The organism is Candidatus Alcyoniella australis, from assembly GCA_030765605.1.
GTDB lineage: Bacteria > Lernaellota > Lernaellaia > JAVCCG01 > Alcyoniellaceae > Alcyoniella > Alcyoniella australis.
Genome location: JAVCCG010000148.1, coordinates 20643 through 37331 on the forward strand (window position 1 = coordinate 20643; position 16689 = coordinate 37331).

At 65.0% G+C, this 16689-nt stretch carries 15 protein-coding genes; 9 read left to right on the forward strand and 6 right to left on the reverse strand.

Annotated elements, in window-relative coordinates:
• Positions 1–4 precede the first annotated feature (4 nt).
• The 6 genes from P9M14_17955 to P9M14_17980 are packed head-to-tail and all read left to right on the forward strand — an operon-like array spanning position 5 to position 8445.
• Entirely contained in the window at positions 5–1081 is a 1077-nt protein-coding gene (locus P9M14_17955; GenBank protein MDP8257636.1) for a glycosyltransferase, read from the forward strand.
• On the forward strand, positions 1078–2322 hold the full coding sequence (locus P9M14_17960; GenBank protein MDP8257637.1) for an oligosaccharide flippase family protein: 1245 nt from the start codon (positions 1078–1080) through the stop codon (positions 2320–2322). The genes P9M14_17955 and P9M14_17960 overlap by 4 nt, the downstream gene beginning before the upstream one ends.
• On the forward strand, positions 2322–4088 hold the full coding sequence (locus tag P9M14_17965; GenBank protein MDP8257638.1) for a methyltransferase domain-containing protein: 1767 nt from the start codon (positions 2322–2324) through the stop codon (positions 4086–4088). The genes P9M14_17960 and P9M14_17965 overlap by 1 nt, the downstream gene beginning before the upstream one ends.
• Positions 4085–5605, forward strand: coding sequence for an O-antigen ligase family protein (locus P9M14_17970; protein ID MDP8257639.1), 1521 nt, complete (start codon positions 4085–4087; stop codon positions 5603–5605). The genes P9M14_17965 and P9M14_17970 overlap by 4 nt, the downstream gene beginning before the upstream one ends.
• Positions 5606–5611: 6 nt before the next feature.
• The gene (locus P9M14_17975; protein ID MDP8257640.1) at positions 5612–6658 is read left to right on the forward strand and encodes a glycosyltransferase family 4 protein; all 1047 of its coding nucleotides are present in this window, start codon (positions 5612–5614) and stop codon (positions 6656–6658) included.
• On the forward strand, positions 6655–8445 hold the full coding sequence (locus P9M14_17980; GenBank protein MDP8257641.1) for a glycosyltransferase family 39 protein: 1791 nt from the start codon (positions 6655–6657) through the stop codon (positions 8443–8445). The genes P9M14_17975 and P9M14_17980 overlap by 4 nt, the downstream gene beginning before the upstream one ends.
• Positions 8446–8449: 4 nt before the next feature.
• Here P9M14_17980 and P9M14_17985 read toward each other — a convergent pair whose 3' ends face one another.
• The 6 genes from P9M14_17985 to P9M14_18010 all read right to left on the reverse strand — a co-directional run bounded on the left by P9M14_17985 (position 8450) and on the right by P9M14_18010 (position 11829).
• Positions 8450–9520 carry a dipeptidase gene (locus P9M14_17985; protein MDP8257642.1) on the reverse strand — a complete coding sequence of 357 codons (1071 nt, stop codon included), beginning with the start codon at positions 9518–9520 and terminating at the stop codon, positions 8450–8452.
• Between the two features lie 11 nt (positions 9521–9531).
• Entirely contained in the window at positions 9532–9945 is a 414-nt protein-coding gene (locus tag P9M14_17990) for a DUF4190 domain-containing protein (protein MDP8257643.1), read from the reverse strand.
• A 34-nt stretch (positions 9946–9979) separates the two neighbouring features.
• Positions 9980–10354, reverse strand: a complete 375-nt coding sequence (locus P9M14_17995; GenBank protein ID MDP8257644.1) for a DUF4190 domain-containing protein — start codon at positions 10352–10354, stop codon at positions 9980–9982.
• 75 nt (positions 10355–10429) lie between these two features.
• Positions 10430–10738, reverse strand: coding sequence for a hypothetical protein (locus tag P9M14_18000; protein MDP8257645.1), 309 nt, complete (start codon positions 10736–10738; stop codon positions 10430–10432).
• A 41-nt stretch (positions 10739–10779) separates the two neighbouring features.
• Entirely contained in the window at positions 10780–11349 is a 570-nt protein-coding gene (locus P9M14_18005) for a DUF4190 domain-containing protein (protein MDP8257646.1), read from the reverse strand.
• Positions 11350–11460: 111 nt separating this feature from the next.
• Positions 11461–11829 carry a DUF4190 domain-containing protein gene (locus P9M14_18010; protein ID MDP8257647.1) on the reverse strand — a complete coding sequence of 123 codons (369 nt, stop codon included), beginning with the start codon at positions 11827–11829 and terminating at the stop codon, positions 11461–11463.
• 201 nt (positions 11830–12030) lie between these two features.
• On the opposite strand from P9M14_18010, the gene P9M14_18015 reads away from it, so the two are divergent.
• From P9M14_18015 to recN, 3 genes are read left to right on the forward strand one after another with little or no spacing between them, the layout of a single operon-like run.
• Positions 12031–13905 (forward strand): glycosyltransferase family 39 protein, encoded by a 1875-nt coding sequence (locus P9M14_18015; protein MDP8257648.1) that lies wholly within the window; start codon positions 12031–12033, stop codon positions 13903–13905.
• Positions 13906–13938: 33 nt separating this feature from the next.
• On the forward strand, positions 13939–14799 hold the full coding sequence (locus P9M14_18020) for an NAD(+)/NADH kinase (GenBank protein MDP8257649.1): 861 nt from the start codon (positions 13939–13941) through the stop codon (positions 14797–14799).
• Between the two features lie 7 nt (positions 14800–14806).
• The gene (gene recN, locus P9M14_18025; protein MDP8257650.1) at positions 14807–16510 is read left to right on the forward strand and encodes a DNA repair protein RecN; all 1704 of its coding nucleotides are present in this window, start codon (positions 14807–14809) and stop codon (positions 16508–16510) included.
• Positions 16511–16689 lie beyond the last annotated feature (179 nt).

Consider the following 16689-nt stretch of genomic DNA (forward strand, 5'->3'; position numbering starts at 1 on the left):
GGCAATGTTGTTCAATCGGCCGCGGCTCGAGCTGCTCGAGCTGATCAGGCGCGGCGCAGCCCCGGGCGAGCTGGCCTATGGCGCGCTGGAATTGGAACGCCGCGGCTGGGAGCTGGACTGCACTGACGACGGGTTTCGGCCCGGATTGGTCTCGCGCGCCTGGAGCAGGCTGGCTGAGGACCGCTTTTCCCAGCGCGGCGTGCGCGTGGGATTCAACGTGCCCCAGGCCTGGCGTCTGCGTGATCGGTTGGCCGCGGCGGACGCGATCTTCGCCACGGGCGATGCCGCGGCCCTGGGCGCGCTGGCCGTGATGCGTAGTTTGCAAATCGACACTCCGCTGCTCGCAGGCTCGATCGGCCTGGCCGCGGGATTGGCGCAACGGCCCGGACGCGTTGTGCAGAGTATCAGCGGTTCGTTGCTGCGGCGGGCGCGCTGTGTGGTCTGCTACTCACAGACCGAGCGCGCGAGTTTGATCGAGCGCCTGGGCCTCGACCCGCGCAACGTACACTTCGTGCGCTTCGGCGTGGACCTGGGGCGCCACAAACCAGCAGACCCCGTGGCCGACGGCCCGGCACTGGCGTTTGGCAACGACCGCCGTCGCGACTGGCCGACTCTGCTGCGGGCCCTTGAGGGATATTCGGGTCCGGTGCGGCTGGTGACCTATCCCGAGTTCGTGCGCGGACTGGCGCTGCCGCCAAACGTCGAGTACATCCCCGGACCGATCCCCTTTGCAAAGCTCGATCGGCTGCTGGAGCAGGCGCGGATGGTGATCTTGCCGATCGTGCCCAATGATTACACCGCGGCGCAGATCAGCCTGCTGTACAGCCTGGCGCGGGCCAAGGCGGTGATCGTCTCGCGCACCGCACCCCTTGAGAGCGGTTACGGCGTGGTGCACGAACGCCACGCGTTGTTGGTGGAGCCAGGCAACGCCCAGAGTCTGGCACGCGCCGTGGAGCGGCTTGACCGAGATCCATCGCTACGTCGCGACCTGGGAGCAGCCGGACGCGCTCTGGTCGAGGACGGACTGCACCTTGAGCGTTACGCCGACGAGCTGGGCGCGCTGCTGGAGCGCATGTTGTGAAACGGCTATCGCGCAGGCTGAACATCGACCTGGGTTACTGGCTGGGCGGCAGTTCGGCGCTGATGGCCGACTACGTGCTGGTGGCGATGATCCAACTGTGTGTGACGCTGTGCTTTGCCAACTTCGTGCCCAAGGAGACCTACGGCCTCTACGGCTGGGTCCAGGCCGTCTGCTCGTTGCTGGTGATCTTTACCCTGCCGGGATTCCCCGCGGCCATGGTGCGCTCGGTGGCCCGCGGGTACGAGGGCGATTACGCCCGCGGACAGCGAATCCGCGTGCTCTTTGGATTGATCGGCAGCAGCGTGCTGATCGCAATGGCGGTCGGCTACTGGGCCAGCGGATTTGAGCAACGCGCCTGCGGACTGCTGCTGGCATCGGCGCTGTTTCCGCTGGTCTTCCCTCTGGCCGACGCACGTTCCTGGCTCGAGGGACGCCAGCGCTTCGGCTGGTTCGCCGTGGCCCAGGTCGGCTCCGTGGCCCTTGCCTCGGCTGCGACCATTGCGGCGATTTTCATCTCGGGCAACTTCCTGGTGATTCTCGCCGCCAACTTCGCGGGCCGCGCCGCGTCGAATCTGATAGTGACCTTCGCCAGCTTGGGGCGTAGCGCCAACCGCGAGACCTCCGAGGAGTTCATCCCCTTTGGCCGCAACCTGACCCTGAGCCAAATTCCCGGCGTGCTGGCCTACAGCTTTGACCGCGTCTACATCGGCAGCGTGATCGACATGGTGGTAATGGCTAACTACCACCTGGCGTTCACCGTGGCCGACCCGGTGAGGATTTTGGGGACGCTGGTCAACAAGCTGGCCTACCCGCGGCTGGTGAATCGTTCGGGCCCGGAGCTGGTCTCCAAGGTTCGACGGCGGGTTTGGCTGCTGATTCCCGGGCTGGCGCTGGTCGGCCTGGCCTACGGTTTGCTGATGAACCTGGCCGTACCGCTGTTCTTCTCCAAGTACGTCGACGCGCTGCCGCTGATCAACCTGATGATCGTATCAAGCCTGATCGGCGTGTTGACGATCTATTTTGAGACCTTCTTCCTCAGCCAGGACCGGCTGCACAAAATGTACTATACGGTGAGCGTGGGACGGCCGTTGCTTATCATCGCGCTGACCCCGCCGCTGATTTACCTCTACGGTGCGATAGGCGCGGTCTGGGCCAGGCTGGCGGTGCGCGCACTGGCCAGCGTAGTGCTCTGGTTGCGGCTGCTCACGCTTCCGGGCAAGGCGAAGGAGGAAGTCGGCTGATGCATCGGCCGCGGATGATACATCGCGCCTGTCCATTGTGCGGCTGCGAAGGGGGCGTTCCGACCCTCGAGGCGACGGATCTGCTGCAACCGGATGGACCAGGGTATCGCGTGGTGCGCTGCGCGGTCTGCGGGCTGATGCGCACCGATCCGCAAGTTGCGCCCGAGGACCGTGAACTGATCTACGGCCCGGACTACGCACCCCACGAGCAGCCGCCGCTACGGCTGGACACGATGAATCCCCTGGGTGCACGGCTGCGTCGCATCGATTTCGAGCGCACGGTGCGCCACCGAAACGTGGCGGACGAGGGATTGCTGCTCAAGCTCGCGGCGCGAGCCTTCGGCCTGACACGCAGCGGCAGATTTCTGCGCTTCTGGTTTCCGGGGAAGGGCAGGAGGGTACTCGACGTGGGTTGCGGCACCGGCGGAATCGCCGCGCTGCTGGCCGCTGTGGGCTGGCAGGCCTGCGGAATCGAGATCAACGAACGCGCGGCGCAGCGCGCCCGGGAGCGCGGGCTCGATATCTGGTCCGGCGATTTCGCTGACCCGCAAGCTGCGTTGCCCGACAGCTGGCTTGAGCAACGTTTCGACCTGCTGATTTTCCACCATAGCCTGGAGCACATGGCCGATCCGTTGGCAGTGCTCAGCCGCGCACGCAGTCTGCTTAAACGCCACGGCGTGATCTACCTGGCCCTGCCCAACGCGGCCGGACCGCTGGCCCGGGCCTTCGGACCCCACTGGTATCCGCTGGACCTGCCGCGACACGTAGTGCATTTCACGCCCCAGACCTTGCGCCGCACACTGGAGGTCGCGGGGTTCGAGCCCACGCGTTGGCATCAGACCCTCAGCGCGCGCACCATCGAGCGCAGCCTTGAGGCGGCGCGCGACCGTAGGCGACCCTCGACGTTGCTGCGGCTGCTCCAGCGGCTGAGCGCACGACCGCGGGCGCTCAGGGCGCTGACGCGGATCAGCGGAGCGCTGGGCCTGGGCGACAGCATGCACTGCTACGCGTGCATCGTGCACAGGCCCGACGAAGTGCAGGAGCAAGGCTCGGTCTACGAGCACAAGGGCGCCTACCACTGGCGCGAGACCGGCGACGATCCACGGACCTACAACGCCTTTCTCGCTGCGCGCTATCAGGCGATCGTGCGTCGGGCGCAGCAAATTGCGCCCGCGCTGTGCGTGGACGCGGGTTGCGGCGATGGCCGACTGAGCTCGATGCTCGCCGCGGCCGGACACAACGTGGTGGCGGCGGACGTGGACCAGGCCGGGCTCAAGATCGCGGCACAGCGCGAGATGCGGGCGACTTTCATCCGTGCCGACGCCGCGCGGCTGCCGATCCGCTCAAACGCGGCCGGGCTGCTGACTTCGGCCGATGTGCTCGAGCACCTGCCCGACGGAGCGGCGTTGCTCGACGAACTGCAACGGGTCTGCGCGCCCGCGGGCACGCTGCTGCTTTCGACTCCCAACCGTCAGGCCGCGGGACCGGCCGATCTGCGCCACGTGCGCGAGTGGACCGACGACGAGTTGCGCTACGATCTGCGCGAGCGTTTTCAGCGTGTGAGCATCGAGGTGCTGCACCCCGCGCGCTGGCATCGTGTCTATCGCGCGCGGATGCTGGGTCGCGAGCTGCTGCGCGTGCCGCTGAACCTGCTGGCCCTGCGGTTGAACATCAATCCCTTTCTGCGGACCCCGGCCGACAGGCGCGATGGTTTGCAGCTCGTGGCGCGTTGCAACACGCCGCGAGTGGGTAGAATAGGGCGATGAAGACCAAGCGCCTGACCGAAGCGATCGACCGCGCGGTGCTCGACCCGCTGATGGCGCTGGTGCGCTGGGTCCAGGACGCATTGCCCAAACAGTTGTTCGAGATCATCGTGGCGCTGATCGTCGGCTACGTAGTCGCCCGGCTGATGCTGCGCAACGTGATGTTCGGCGTCGGGCTGATCACCGCCATGATCTGCATGCTGCTGCTGCTGCGGCGGCCGTACTGGGTGGTCTACGGAGCGCTGGCCTTTATCCCGCTGCACTGGATGCGACTGCTGGGCGACCGCGTGCGGATCGTCTCGTTCCTGAGCCTGGTGGCCTTTCTCTACTACCTGTTCTCGAGCATGATCGAGCGCCGCAAAATCAACGAGCGCATCTTCTGGCTCTACCTGGGCTTCATGTTCATGGCCCTGATCAGCATCGCAGACAGCGGACAGTGGCACATCGGCTACCACTATCTGCGGATGTACATCTTTGCCTTGATGTTCGCCTTCGCCGCAATTATGTGCATCGACGATGTCTCCAAACTGCGCACCGCGGTGAAGATCCTCGTGGCCTGGGGCATCGCCGAGTCGCTGCTGGGAGTATTGCAGAGCTTGGTGTCGGTCAAATTTTTCCCATCGTATTACTTCGGCGTGTTCGGCATGGGCGTGGTCAAGGCCTACGCCGTACAGGGGATTTTCCGCGCCTCGGGGACCTTCGAGTCCGGTCCGCGATACGCGATGTTCGTGATGCTGCCCATGGCCCTGGCGCTGTGCTACTTCTACAGCCAGGCCATGCAGCGCCGCGGGATGTGGCTGCTGGTGTTGTCTCTACACGCGCTGGCGATTTTGGTCAGCTTTACCCGCGCGGCCTACGGCATGGTCTTCCTGCTGTTCCTGATCTACTTCCTTACCGAGCGCCGTCGAGAGTTGGCCTATAAGGCGATCTTTTATACCTTGAGCATAGGTCTGCTGTTCTCCTTCGTGTTGGTGCTGCTGATTCCCGAACAGATCAACGATGCAGTCGAGGCGCGGATGCGCTTCGAGACCGGCGGTACCTATAAGGACCGGATCTACTTCGGCTACAACGGCTTCATGGCGTTTCTCGAGAACCCGCTGCTGGGCATCGGTCCGGGGATGTACAACGGCCGCAGCTGGGAGTTCATGCAACGCTTCGTCGTGCCCTGGGAGTCGGTGCGTTGGGAGGTCGGCGCCCTGGAAATGCCGCAGAACGTGGCGGTTCACAACGCCTACATCCGCATCATGGCCGAGAACGGCATCCTCGGAATCGTGTTCTACGCGCTGATTTTCCTGGTGAGCTTCCGCGACCTGTTCAAGGTCATCCGCTCCGAGGCCGATCCGTGGATGATCGCCACGGCGCGCGGAGTGATGATCTATCTGACGATCATGCTCCCCTACTGGTTCTTCCACGAGTACATCGTGGACGAGGCCTACGTGGCGATTCTGCCCATTGTGCTGGCCACGATCCTGCGTCGCGTCAACGATCGACTGATTGCCGCGCGCTCGCCGGACGGGTGACCCGAGATGCGGATCCTGTTTCTGGCCAACTGGCGGCGCAGCAAGGCCTTGGGTGGGGACTACGCGTTCTTCAAGCACTTCGCGCCGCGTCCCGAGCTCGACGTGCTGACGACCTTCGCGCTGCCGTTGTGGACGCGCTTTGAGCAGCGGGTGCTCAAGTTCTACCCGCTGCAGGCGCTGATCGCCTGGCTGCGCTCGTCGCGTTACGACCTGCTGATCGCCTACAGCTCGCAGAGCGGATTGCCGCTGGCGCTGCTGCGGCGGCTGTTGGGCGAGCGCGGCGTGCCGCTGATCGTGTTCGACGTGGAAAACCTCGGTCGGCTGGGTCCGAACGTGAGCAGGCTCGCGCGCTGGGCGCTGCAATCCGTGCAGTGCATCGTGGCCCCCAGCTCGGGGCAGCTGGACTACTATCGGCGGCTGGGTCCGGAAGTGGCCGCGCGCGCGCGGTTTGCGCCGATCGGCATCGGTCCCTATCCGCCGACCGCGCCACTTGACAGGGCGTTGGCCGGGCAACGGATTGTGGTGCTGGGCAAGGCCGACCAAGGGCCGCGCTTTCGCGACTGGCCGCTGCTGCTCGAGGCGTTGGAGTTGGTGGTAGTGCCCTTCGAGCTGCTGATCGTCGGCCGTGAATCCCTGGCAGACGCTGAACGCGATGGACGGCCGCTGCCGCCCAACACACGCTTTGCGTCCTACATTCCGACCTTGGAATTGGTCGAGCTGCTCGGCTCCTGCCGCTTCTCGGTTTTGCCGTTGCCCGATCGCCGACAGTCCCAGGGTCAGCTCTCGGCGCTGCTGGTAATGGCCTGTGGCCGGACGCTGGTTGCGCCGCGGGTGCTGGGGTTGACTGATTACCTCGAGCACGAGTCCAACGCGCTGCTCTACGAAGCGGGCGACGCCCGCGCCATGGCCAAATGTATCCAGCGGCTGCTCCAGGACGATCGGCTGTGCGTCGAGCTTGGAGCGCGCGCGCAAAGCGACGTCAAGCAGCGGTTCAGCGACGTGCTGATGGGCCGCGCCTGGCAGCAGATCTGCGAAGAGGTGTTGAGGCGATGACCAAGGACGGGGGCGCGCAAGCCGGACGCTGGTGGAAGTTGGCGCTGGTCGGCCTATTGCTGGTTGGCGCCGCGTTGCGCTTCTTGGGGATCGACTTCGGCCTGCCGCTGCAAGTGCACCCCGACGAGGGCAAGGTGCTCAGCGCGGCCCTGGGCTTTGGCTCGGGCGATTTCAACCCGCACTTCTTTCGCTACCCGACGCTGTTGATGTACATGCTGTTCGCGGTCTTCGGCGCGTACTATGCGCTGGGACGCGCACTGGGCTGGTTCGCGGACAGCTTCGATTTCGCCTACCGCTACGCCAAGGACCCGAGCACGGTGATCGTGCTCGCGCGCTGCTGCGTGGCCGCGATGGGCACGGCGACCCTCGGCGTGGTTTACCTGCTGGGCAAGCGCCTGGGCGGGCGCGTTGCGGGGATCATCGCCATCGCGCTGCTGGCGCTGAGCTTCCATCACGTGGCCGACAGCCACTACTGCACCACGGACGTGCCCTCGGGCCTGTGGTGCACGCTGTGCATGCTGTTCGTGGTGCGCTGGCACCAGGGTCGCCTGCGCCGCGACCTGGCGCTGGCCGGAATCTGCGCCGGGCTGGCCGCCTCGACCCGCTACAACGCCGCGCTGGTGGGGATTGCCGCGATCCCCGCCGCCCTGAGCTATACACAGGTCGGATTGGCACGCAGGCTGGCCGCGCTGGTCGCCTGCGGCGCGCTGTGCATCCTGGCCTTCGCCGCCACCTCGCCCTACGTGCTGCTGGATTACCCGGCGTTCATCGCCGACTTCAGCTACTCGATGCTGCACGCCCACGGCGGGCACTTCGGCATTTCGGGCGAGATCAGCGGCTGGCAGGCTTACGCGTTGCAGTCGCTGCCCCAGGGGATCGGGCCCGCGGCCACGGCTTTCGCCGCTCTGGGACTGCTGGCCGCACTGCTGCGTCCGCGCGGACCGGCTTTGGGCCCGGCGCTGTTCTGCATTGGGTACTTCGCGCTGATGGGCTCGTGGCGCATGACCTTTGACCGCTTCCTGATGCCGATCCTGCCCGGCCTGTGCGTGTTCGCGGCCCTGGCGATCAAGGGGATGTACGATCGAGCCCCGGCGTTGGGCCGCACGAGCGCTCGGATTCTACTGATCGGACTGGTGATCGCCGGATCGATCGGCACGTTGGCGGCGACGATCTACCACGACATGCTGCTGGTCAAGACCGACACCCGAGTCTTTGCCCAGAACTGGGTCGCGGCCAACCTGCACGATGGCGACGCGATCCTGATGGAGGAGTACGGGCCGCAGCCGCGCTCCAACCAGATGCCGCCCAGCCGCGGCGGTGAAGCGGTTGTGGCGCTCAAGGATCGAATCAAGCTGCGGATTATTGCCGAGGAGCCGACCTACCGTGTGGAGCGCTTTGTCGAAGGTCTGTTCCCCTACGACGTAGAGCAGGTGCGAGAGCAGGGGATCGACGCGGTGTTTCTCTCGAGCTATGTGTACGAGCGCTACCTGGCGCAGCCCGACGAGTTCCCCGAGATCGTGCGCTTCTACCGCGAGCTGCCCTCGATCAGCGTCTCGCGTACGATCATCTCGCCTTACAAGCCCGGACGCATGCCGCCGCTGCCCGATCAACAACAGGTCGTGCGTCGACCGTTCCCGATGCGTACGCTCTACGGTCCGTGCCGCGAGGACATGTTCGAGCGCATGGCGCCCGGGCCGCTGATTTTGATTTATCAAATATGTCCCAAGGGGATGCGCTGCCGACCGCTGAGCGGATCGCCGGGCGCGCTGATCGCTCCGGCCCGTTAACCCGCTATTTGTCGCAGACCTGACGGAACACGCGGGCGAAGTTGCCCCCGGCGATCAAGGCCAGCTGCTCGTCGCTGTAGCCGCGATTTTGCAGGCCGCGCAACAGCTCGGGCCGGCGCGAGACGTCCTCCAGTCCCTTCGCCGCGACGATGTTGCCGTCGAAGTCCGAGCCGATGGCCGCACACTGCACGCCGCCGACCTGCACCACGTGTTCGATGTGGTCCAGCACGTCCTCGAGCGTGGCGCGCCGTCCTTTTACAAGATGGGGCGAATGAAACAGCACGCCGACCACGCCGCCGCGGCCGCAGATCGTGCGGATCTGCTCGTCGCTTAAGTTGCGCGGATGGTCGCACAGCGCGCGGCAGGCGCTGTGGGTGTCGATGATCGGGTCGCTGCTTTGTTCGAGGATGTCCGCGATGGTCTGCGGCGCGGCGTGGGCCGCGTCGATCAGCAGTCCCAGCTCGTTGCAGCGCGCCACCAGCTCGTTGCCAAGGGGCGAGAGCCCATTCCAACGCGGCGGGCTTTGGGTCGCAGAATCGCAAAAATCGTTGTGGTGGTTCCACACCGGGCCGACAATTCGCACCCCGCGTTGCGCGAGTTGTTCCAGCCGCCCCAGGTCGTCCTCAAGGCAGTAAGCGCCCTCGAGACCGAGGAACGCCGCGATCCGGCCCTCACGTAGGGTGTTGTCGAGCTCTACCGCGTTACGCACCAGCCGCAGTCTGCCGTTGCTTGCCGCGCTCTGGGCGTCGAAGATATCGAGTTGGGCCAGGATCACCTTCCACGAAAAGCCGCCGCGGATCGACTGGGTGCTCGACCAGCTCATGAACACCTGGCCGTTGAGTCCGGCGGCCGCCAGGCGTTCGAGGTCGACCTGCAGCCGGGGATTGGCGGCCAGTTCGCCGCCGTTTAGACGCAGCTTATTAAGCGTGTCGCAGTGCAGGTCGACGATTAGCTTGGGCACGGGCGTGGTTGCCAGGTGCGACTCGGCGCTACGCGCCTGCGGGCCATCGGTCGTCCAGAACAGAACGGCCAGCCCGGCGAGCAATACCGGCAAGGCCAGCAGCGCGGTCAACACACTGTCGCGCCTCAGAACGCGTAGCCTTCTGAACTGCCGATGAGCACGAAGATGTAGATCAGCCAACCCACACTCACCAGCAGGCCCAGCGCGCCGCCGGCAATGCCGATCCAGGCCAGGGGCAGGCCCTCGAAGTTCTGGGGATTGCCGGCGATGGCACTCAACGCGATCACGCCCGCAGCCAAGGCCAGGACCGAGAGCGGCAGCCCGACGCAAAATATTGACAACATGATGCCGCACAGGCCCAACGCCAGCGCGGCGATCGCCATCGGGTGCGTACGCCGCAACGCGCTGGAGGGCAGCGGCGTGAGCAACTGCCCAAACGCGTAGGGCTGCTGTGCGGGTTGTTCGCCAACAGCGAGGATCTTATTGCCGCAGGCGCAACGCATTGACCCGACGCCGTTGAACAGTTCGGCGTCGGCCAACAATCCACAGTGTGGGCAGCGCGTGGTAGTCAGATCAGCCTCCGGCTCCCGCGGACGCGGCCATGGTGATGATTATTGCCGCGAAGAGGAACACCATGTAGGCCAGGAAAGCCAAAACCATGATCGCCATATAGGCGATGCCTATGATCATACCGGCCAGGGCCATACCGTGGCCGCCGTAGCGACCGCCCCATTGCCGGATCTTGTTCAGGCCGATGGCGCCGCAGATGATCGCCGCGATTTCCGCCGGCCAGAAGCACAGGCCGACCAACGAACAGATCAGGGCCGCCAGCGCCAACGGATGAGTGGGGGGAACCTGCGGCGCGGGGTATGCCTGATAAAGGTCGTAGCACGGCGCGGGAACCGTGGGCGTGGTCTGCTGCGCTTGCTGCTCAGAGGTGTCCTGCATCGTCTTTCCCATTGCGCTGAATTAGGCTGGGCTGATGTAAATAGTATTGCACTCGCAGCGGACGAGCAATGCAGATCAGTTGAGGATCGGACCGCGATTAATGTAGTAGTAGATGAACAGCCCCAGGCCGACCACGATCCCCAGGCAGCCCAGGATCATCCCGGTCCAGGCGCGACGGCGATAGGCACGCGGAACGTCGGGCGTCTCGCGCAGCCGTTCCAGGGCCAAGCCGGAGATTATCACCGCGGGAAATCCGCTGATGAACAGGCAGCAAAACGGGAACGAGAGCAGGCCGAGCAACAGTGCGATGTTGCACAGCCGCTCGATCGATCGCAACGGTCGCTGATCTACAACGTCAGGGTTGGCGGTTTCGTTCGCTTCCATCCTGCGGATGATACAGCATCGGGACGTTGAATTGCAGCGGCCTAATCGGTCATCACGTGTGGTTCGGCGTCAGACTTCTCATGCCACACGGTGAAGGTGTACCCCTGCTGGTTGCAATCGCCGAATTCCCACTGCACGCCAGGATCGTCTAAGAGGTTGCGATCAACGGTCAGCAGCTTATCCATGTCGCAGGTGTACGTTCCGCCCATTTCCTCGCCGTAGTTCTGGAAATAAACTTCCTCGGCCAGGCGCGCGTTGCGGCCCGCTGATACAGCCGAAGCGTCGTAGGCCCTGCTTTCAAGAGTCATAAAGTTGGGAACGGCGATCAGTGCCAGCATCGCGATGAAGATCGTCATCACGCTGGCTATTGACCCCAGGACGATGCCGGCGATGGCCAGGCCTTTGCCACCGATGTTGTCGGGGTCGGCATTGGCTTTTTTCAGGCCGATGATGCCCAGGACCAGCGCCGGAATGCCGGACAGGCAGCAGAACAGGAGCGAGAGTATGCCCAATACCAGTGCGGCGATGCTCACGCCCGGCGTTTGTAGCGCCGTTGGCGATGCCGGGGTGGGATTGGATTCCTGCGGCAAATTGCCTTGAGATGCGGTCATGATTCACTCCGAGTTAGGCAATGATGGAGAAGGTATACACCGTAGGGATAAGGGAGTAAATAAAACGGCCGCCCGTTGCCGGACGGCCGCGTCGCTCGATTGTTCGTTTTGCTAGAAGCCGTAGTTCATGCCGCCCATCATTACCTGCACGATGCCGCCGACGATCGAGAGCAGGATTCCCAGGCTGCCCAGGATGATGCCGGCGATGGCCAGGCCTTTGCCTCCGACGTTCTGCGGATCGGCATTGGCCTTTTTCAGGCCGATGATCCCCAGGACCAGCGCCGGAATGCCGGTCAGGCAGCCGCCGCAGAACAGGATGCCCAAGATCAATGCGGCGATCGACACGCCCGGAGTCTTGGGTCCGTCAGCCATGGCCATCGCCTGCGGCGGCAGCGGTGGAGGCGGAGGCGGCGGAGGCGGGGGAGGGGGCGGCGCTGCGAACGTGGGTTGTTCTGTTCCGGGATCTTGCGGTTCACTCATCTGCGACCTCCAGATTAATAATATTCCCTGATCGGCAATGCAGTTTATTTGGCTCTGTTGCTTGGTAGTTCCAATCCTAGCCCAAACCCGCGCGTCTGAACAAGCCTGTATCGCCGATCTTGACACGCGGGGAGTCTGTGCCATCCTTGCACCGATGAAAATCGGGAGCGAGCTACAGGTGTCAGGCGAGGAACGGCGATAGTGTCCGCTCCGCTTTCCGACGCGCAGCCCGACGCGGGCGCGAAGCGGCGCCGGGCGCAGATCCTGCTGGCGTTGATCGCGGCTCTGGGCTTGGCTTTGCGCCTCTACCAGCTCACGCGCCTGAGCTTCTGGTCCGACGAGTGTCTGACCCTGGCGGTCACTGCCATGGATCCGGGTCGCATCCTGCGGATCATTCTCTACACCGACGTCCATCCGCCGGCGCATTACTACATAATTGCGCTGTGGCAGCGCATCTCGAACGATGAGGCGTTCATCCGCCTGCTGCCGGTGCTGCTGGGCACGGCCACGATTCCGCTGATCTACCTGGTGGGCTCGCGGCTGATCAATCGCAGCGTGGGACTGTGGGCCGCGCTGCTGCTGGCGATCAGCCCGCTGCACGTGGTGCAAAGTCAGCAGATCCGCTACCCGACCCTGCTGACCATGCTCGGGATGGCGATGGTCTACCTGGTGCTGCTGGCCATGGAGCGCGAGCGCAAGGGCTACGCCCTGGCCGCCGGGCTGGTCGGCGCGCTGATGCTCTACACCAACTATTTCTCGCTGGGGATCATCGGCGCTCTGGGCCTGGTGGCGCTGGTCCAGGTATTGGTTCGGCGCGAGGAACGTTGGCAGGGGCTGGTCGGGCCGCTGCTGGTGATGCTGGTCGGACTTTTCGCTGCCGCGGTCCCCTACCTGCTGTTCATTTTGGGGTGGAAGGTCTGGCCCGGGCTGCTGCTGCTGCTGCTGCTCCCTGTGCTGCTGGGAGTGGTGCGTTGGCCCGCGTCCTGGTCGCGGCCGCTGATGGCGCCGTGCATCGCCCTGGCGCTGTTTCTGCCCTGGGTGCCGATCATGCTGCTGATGATGACCCGCACGGTGAGCAACTATCATTACCCGCTGAGTAGGGCGCTGTTTCACACGGCCCTGGCGTTCAGCTTCTCCACCGGGATTTACGGCATGCCGCGTGGCGACGCCAACACCGAGGTGCTGCAATTTTTAGGGCTGATCGATCGCGGCTGGCTGATCGCGTTGATGCTCGCACCGTTCGCCCTACTGCTGATCGCCGGACTGATCTCGCGCTACGGCGAACGCAAACGCAGGCTGGTGCTCTATGCGCTGCTGTTCGTCTCCACGGGCTTCAGCCTGTTCGTCTGCTCGCGCACCCGGCTCTACCAGCCCAAGTATGTGATGCCCAGCCTGCCGCTGCTGCTGATCGTGCTCGGCGCGGGGCTGTACAACATCGGCCGTTGGCGCCGCTCGTTGGCCGTGGTGCTGGTGCTGATCGTTGCGCTGCTTGGCGCTCGGTCGCTGACGCGTTACTACAGTCGGCCGCTTTATAACCAGGAGCACTACCGCGAGATCGGGCGCTACCTGGCGCAGCACGCCCGCAACTCCGACGCGCTGCTGTTCTATCACTGGATTTCGCAGCAGTGCACCTGCTACTACATGCAGCGCGAGCTGCCCGGCGTGTTCATCGTGCCCACGGTGCAACAGATGCTCAACTTTAACGCCGGACGCGATCGCGCGCGCGCGGGAATGATGCTTGAGGCCGACCAGAACGCGAATCTGGCGGTTGCGTTGCGCGCGGCGCGCCTACGCGCGTCGGGCGATCTCGACCAACGCCGGGCAATGCTGATTCAGGGCGATATAATGTCGTACGGGGCTACGGCAAGCATGCTCAAGACCCTGCCGCGCGACTACGAGCGGCTGTGGGTGCTTTCGACATACGCGGAAAAGCGCGACCCCACGGGCTTTACGCAACAGCTGGTGCGCACGCTCTACGCGCGGCTCTCGGCGGCGGGCGTCTCGCGTTGGGCCGGAGAGAGCCTGGCGCTGTTCGATTTGCACCAGCCGCCACTCGCGGACGAGGTTGATAATTGATCGCCCTGCGCAGCCTGTGGTAAAGATCTGATGATGATTGACGAAGTTGGAATTTTCGTAAAGCGCAAAGATCCGGCGGCCGCTGACGTGGCCTGCGATCTGGTACGTTGGCTCAACGCCCGCGACGTGCAGGTGTTTCTCGAGCCCGACAGCGCCTGTTGCGCGCCTAGCACTCGACAGTGCGTCAAGGGGCGGATTTTCAACCGCTCCAAGCTGCTGATCGTGCTCGGCGGCGACGGCACGATGATCGCCGCGGTACGCGCTCTGTCCGGACGCCAGGTCCCGGTGATGGGCGTGAACATGGGGCACCTGGGCTTTCTGACCGAGATCACCCTCGAGGAGATGTACCCGGCGGTGGAGCAGGCGCTGCAAGGCCGACTGCGCGTCGAGAACCGGATGACGCTGCAGGCCACGCATATTTCCAAAGCCAAAGGGCGCCGTCGCACGCGGCACGTGCTCAACGACGTGGTGATCAATAAAAGCGCGATCGCCCGCATGCTGGACCTCGACGTATCGCTCGACGGCGGCAAGCTGGCGCTGATCAAGGCCGACGGTATGGTCGCCGCGACTCCCACCGGCTCGACCGCCTACGCGATGAGCGCCGGCGGTCCGATCGTGCACACCGGCGTGCGCTCGATTCTGATCGCGCCGATTTGTCCGCATACGCTCAATCTGCGCCCGGTAGTGCTCTCGGATACTGCGCAGATCAGGGTCGACCTGATTACCGAGCGGGCCGATGCCTACATCACCTTCGACGGCCAGGAGGGTTGGAGCGTCGATCCGGGAGATCGAATCCACATCCGTCGCGGTCGCTACGAGGTGCCGATCATCCAATCCCCGAGCAAGAGCACTTTCGACATCATGCGCAGCAAGCTGCACTGGGGAGAGCGGTAGGCGCGCAATGATCCGCTCGCTGGTGATCCAGAACGTGGCGATCATCGAACGACTCGAGTTCGATCTGGGCCCGGGACTGACCGTGCTCACCGGCGAGACCGGCGCGGGCAAGTCGATCATCATCGGCTCGCTGAACCTGCTGCTGGGCGCGCGCAGCTCCAGCGACCTGATCCGCACCGGCGCGGACGAGGCGGTGGTCGAGGCCGAGATCGACGGCCCGGTTCTCGACGGGCTCTCCGAGCTGCTCGAAACGGCGGGGATCGAGCTCGATGGGCCGCTGCTGATCCGCAGACACCTGAGCTCCAACGGCCGCAGCAAGGCAGTGGTCAACGGCCGTGCGGTTCCGCTGTCGCTGCTGCGACAGCTGGGCAGCCGAATGGCGGCGATCTACGGTCAGCACGAGCACCAGACCCTGCTCGACGAATCGCGGCACCTGGGGTTGCTCGACGAGTACGGCGGCCTGGGTCCCAAACTCAAGCTGACGGCCCGCGAGTTCGCCCAGGTACGACAGCTGCGTTCGCAGCTTGACGAGCTTACGCGTCGCGCGACAGAGGCCGGCGCGCGCGAGGACTATCTGCGGTTTCTGGTAACCGAGCTCGAGGCGGCGAACCTATCCGTTGACGAGGAGCAACAGCTCGACGTCCAGCGCAAGGTGTTGGCAAACGCCGTACGGCTGATCCAGGCCGCGGATCAGGCTCAAGCCGAACTGGTCGGCGACCAGGGGGGCGCGCAGGACGCGTTGGCGCGGGCCGCCAAGGCGTTGGACGAGGCGGCGCGACTCGATCCTCGGGCCGAACAGCTCGCCGGGCAGCTCCACGACGCCCTGCTGCAGGTGGAGGAGGCCGCGCGCGCGGTGGGTGATTACGGCTCGGGCCTGTCGCAAGATCCCGATCAGCTGGAGTTGGTCGAGGCGCGTCTCGAGGCGCTCAGCGCGCTTAAGCGCAAGCACCGCACCGACGTGCCGGGGCTGATCGAACTGCTCGGGCGCTCGCGCGACGAGCTGGAGTCGGTTGTGAACCTCGACTCGCGCCTGACAAAAATGCGCCACGAGCTGGAACAGGCTCACGGGCGGCTGCGCCAAGCGGCCGACGAGCTCAGCGCGGCGCGCAGGCAGGCGGCTGCCAAGCTGGGCAAGCTGGTCGAGGCCGAGCTGGCCCAGCTTTCGATGCCCAAGTCGCGCTTCGTGGTCCAAGTGGAGCAGCGGCCCGGCGGAGCGGGAGGCCCGGGCGACCTCGGGGACGTAAGCGTCGACGCGAGCGGCGCGGACCAGGTGGCGTTCAACATTTCGCCCAACCCCGGCGAGGAGCCGCGCCCTCTGGCGCGCATTGCCAGCGGCGGCGAGCTGTCGCGGATCATGCTCGGGCTCAAGCGGATTCTGCAGCGCGCCGAGCCGGTCGACACCATGATCTTTGACGAGGTGGACAGCGGCATCGGCGGCCAGACCGCAGCGGTGGTCGGGGCCAAACTGGCGCAGGTGGCGGTCGATCACCAGGTGATCGTGATTACCCATTTGCCGCAGATCGCCAGCTATGGCCAAACGCACTTTGCCGTGCGCAAGCGCGTGCACCAGGGTCGCACAACGACACTGCTCAGTCGCCTGGACCCATCGCAACGGATCGAGGAGATCGCGCGACTGATCGGCGGCGAGCCGATCCACGATAGTTCGCGGGCCGCGGCGCAGGAGTTGCTCAGCGCCAGGGGCGGCCGATGAACATCAATTGATGAGCGGCCGCGGGCTGGGACGCGAGGCGCGCATGGCGCGAATCGTGCTCACGGCCGCCGGATGTTTGCTGCTGCTGTGCGCGCTGGTCTACGGCCCGACTCTGCTCGGAATGTTGAGTGCGGATCTGCCGGGCAAAGCGCGCCAGGGAGCGCTGGCCGACAGCCGAC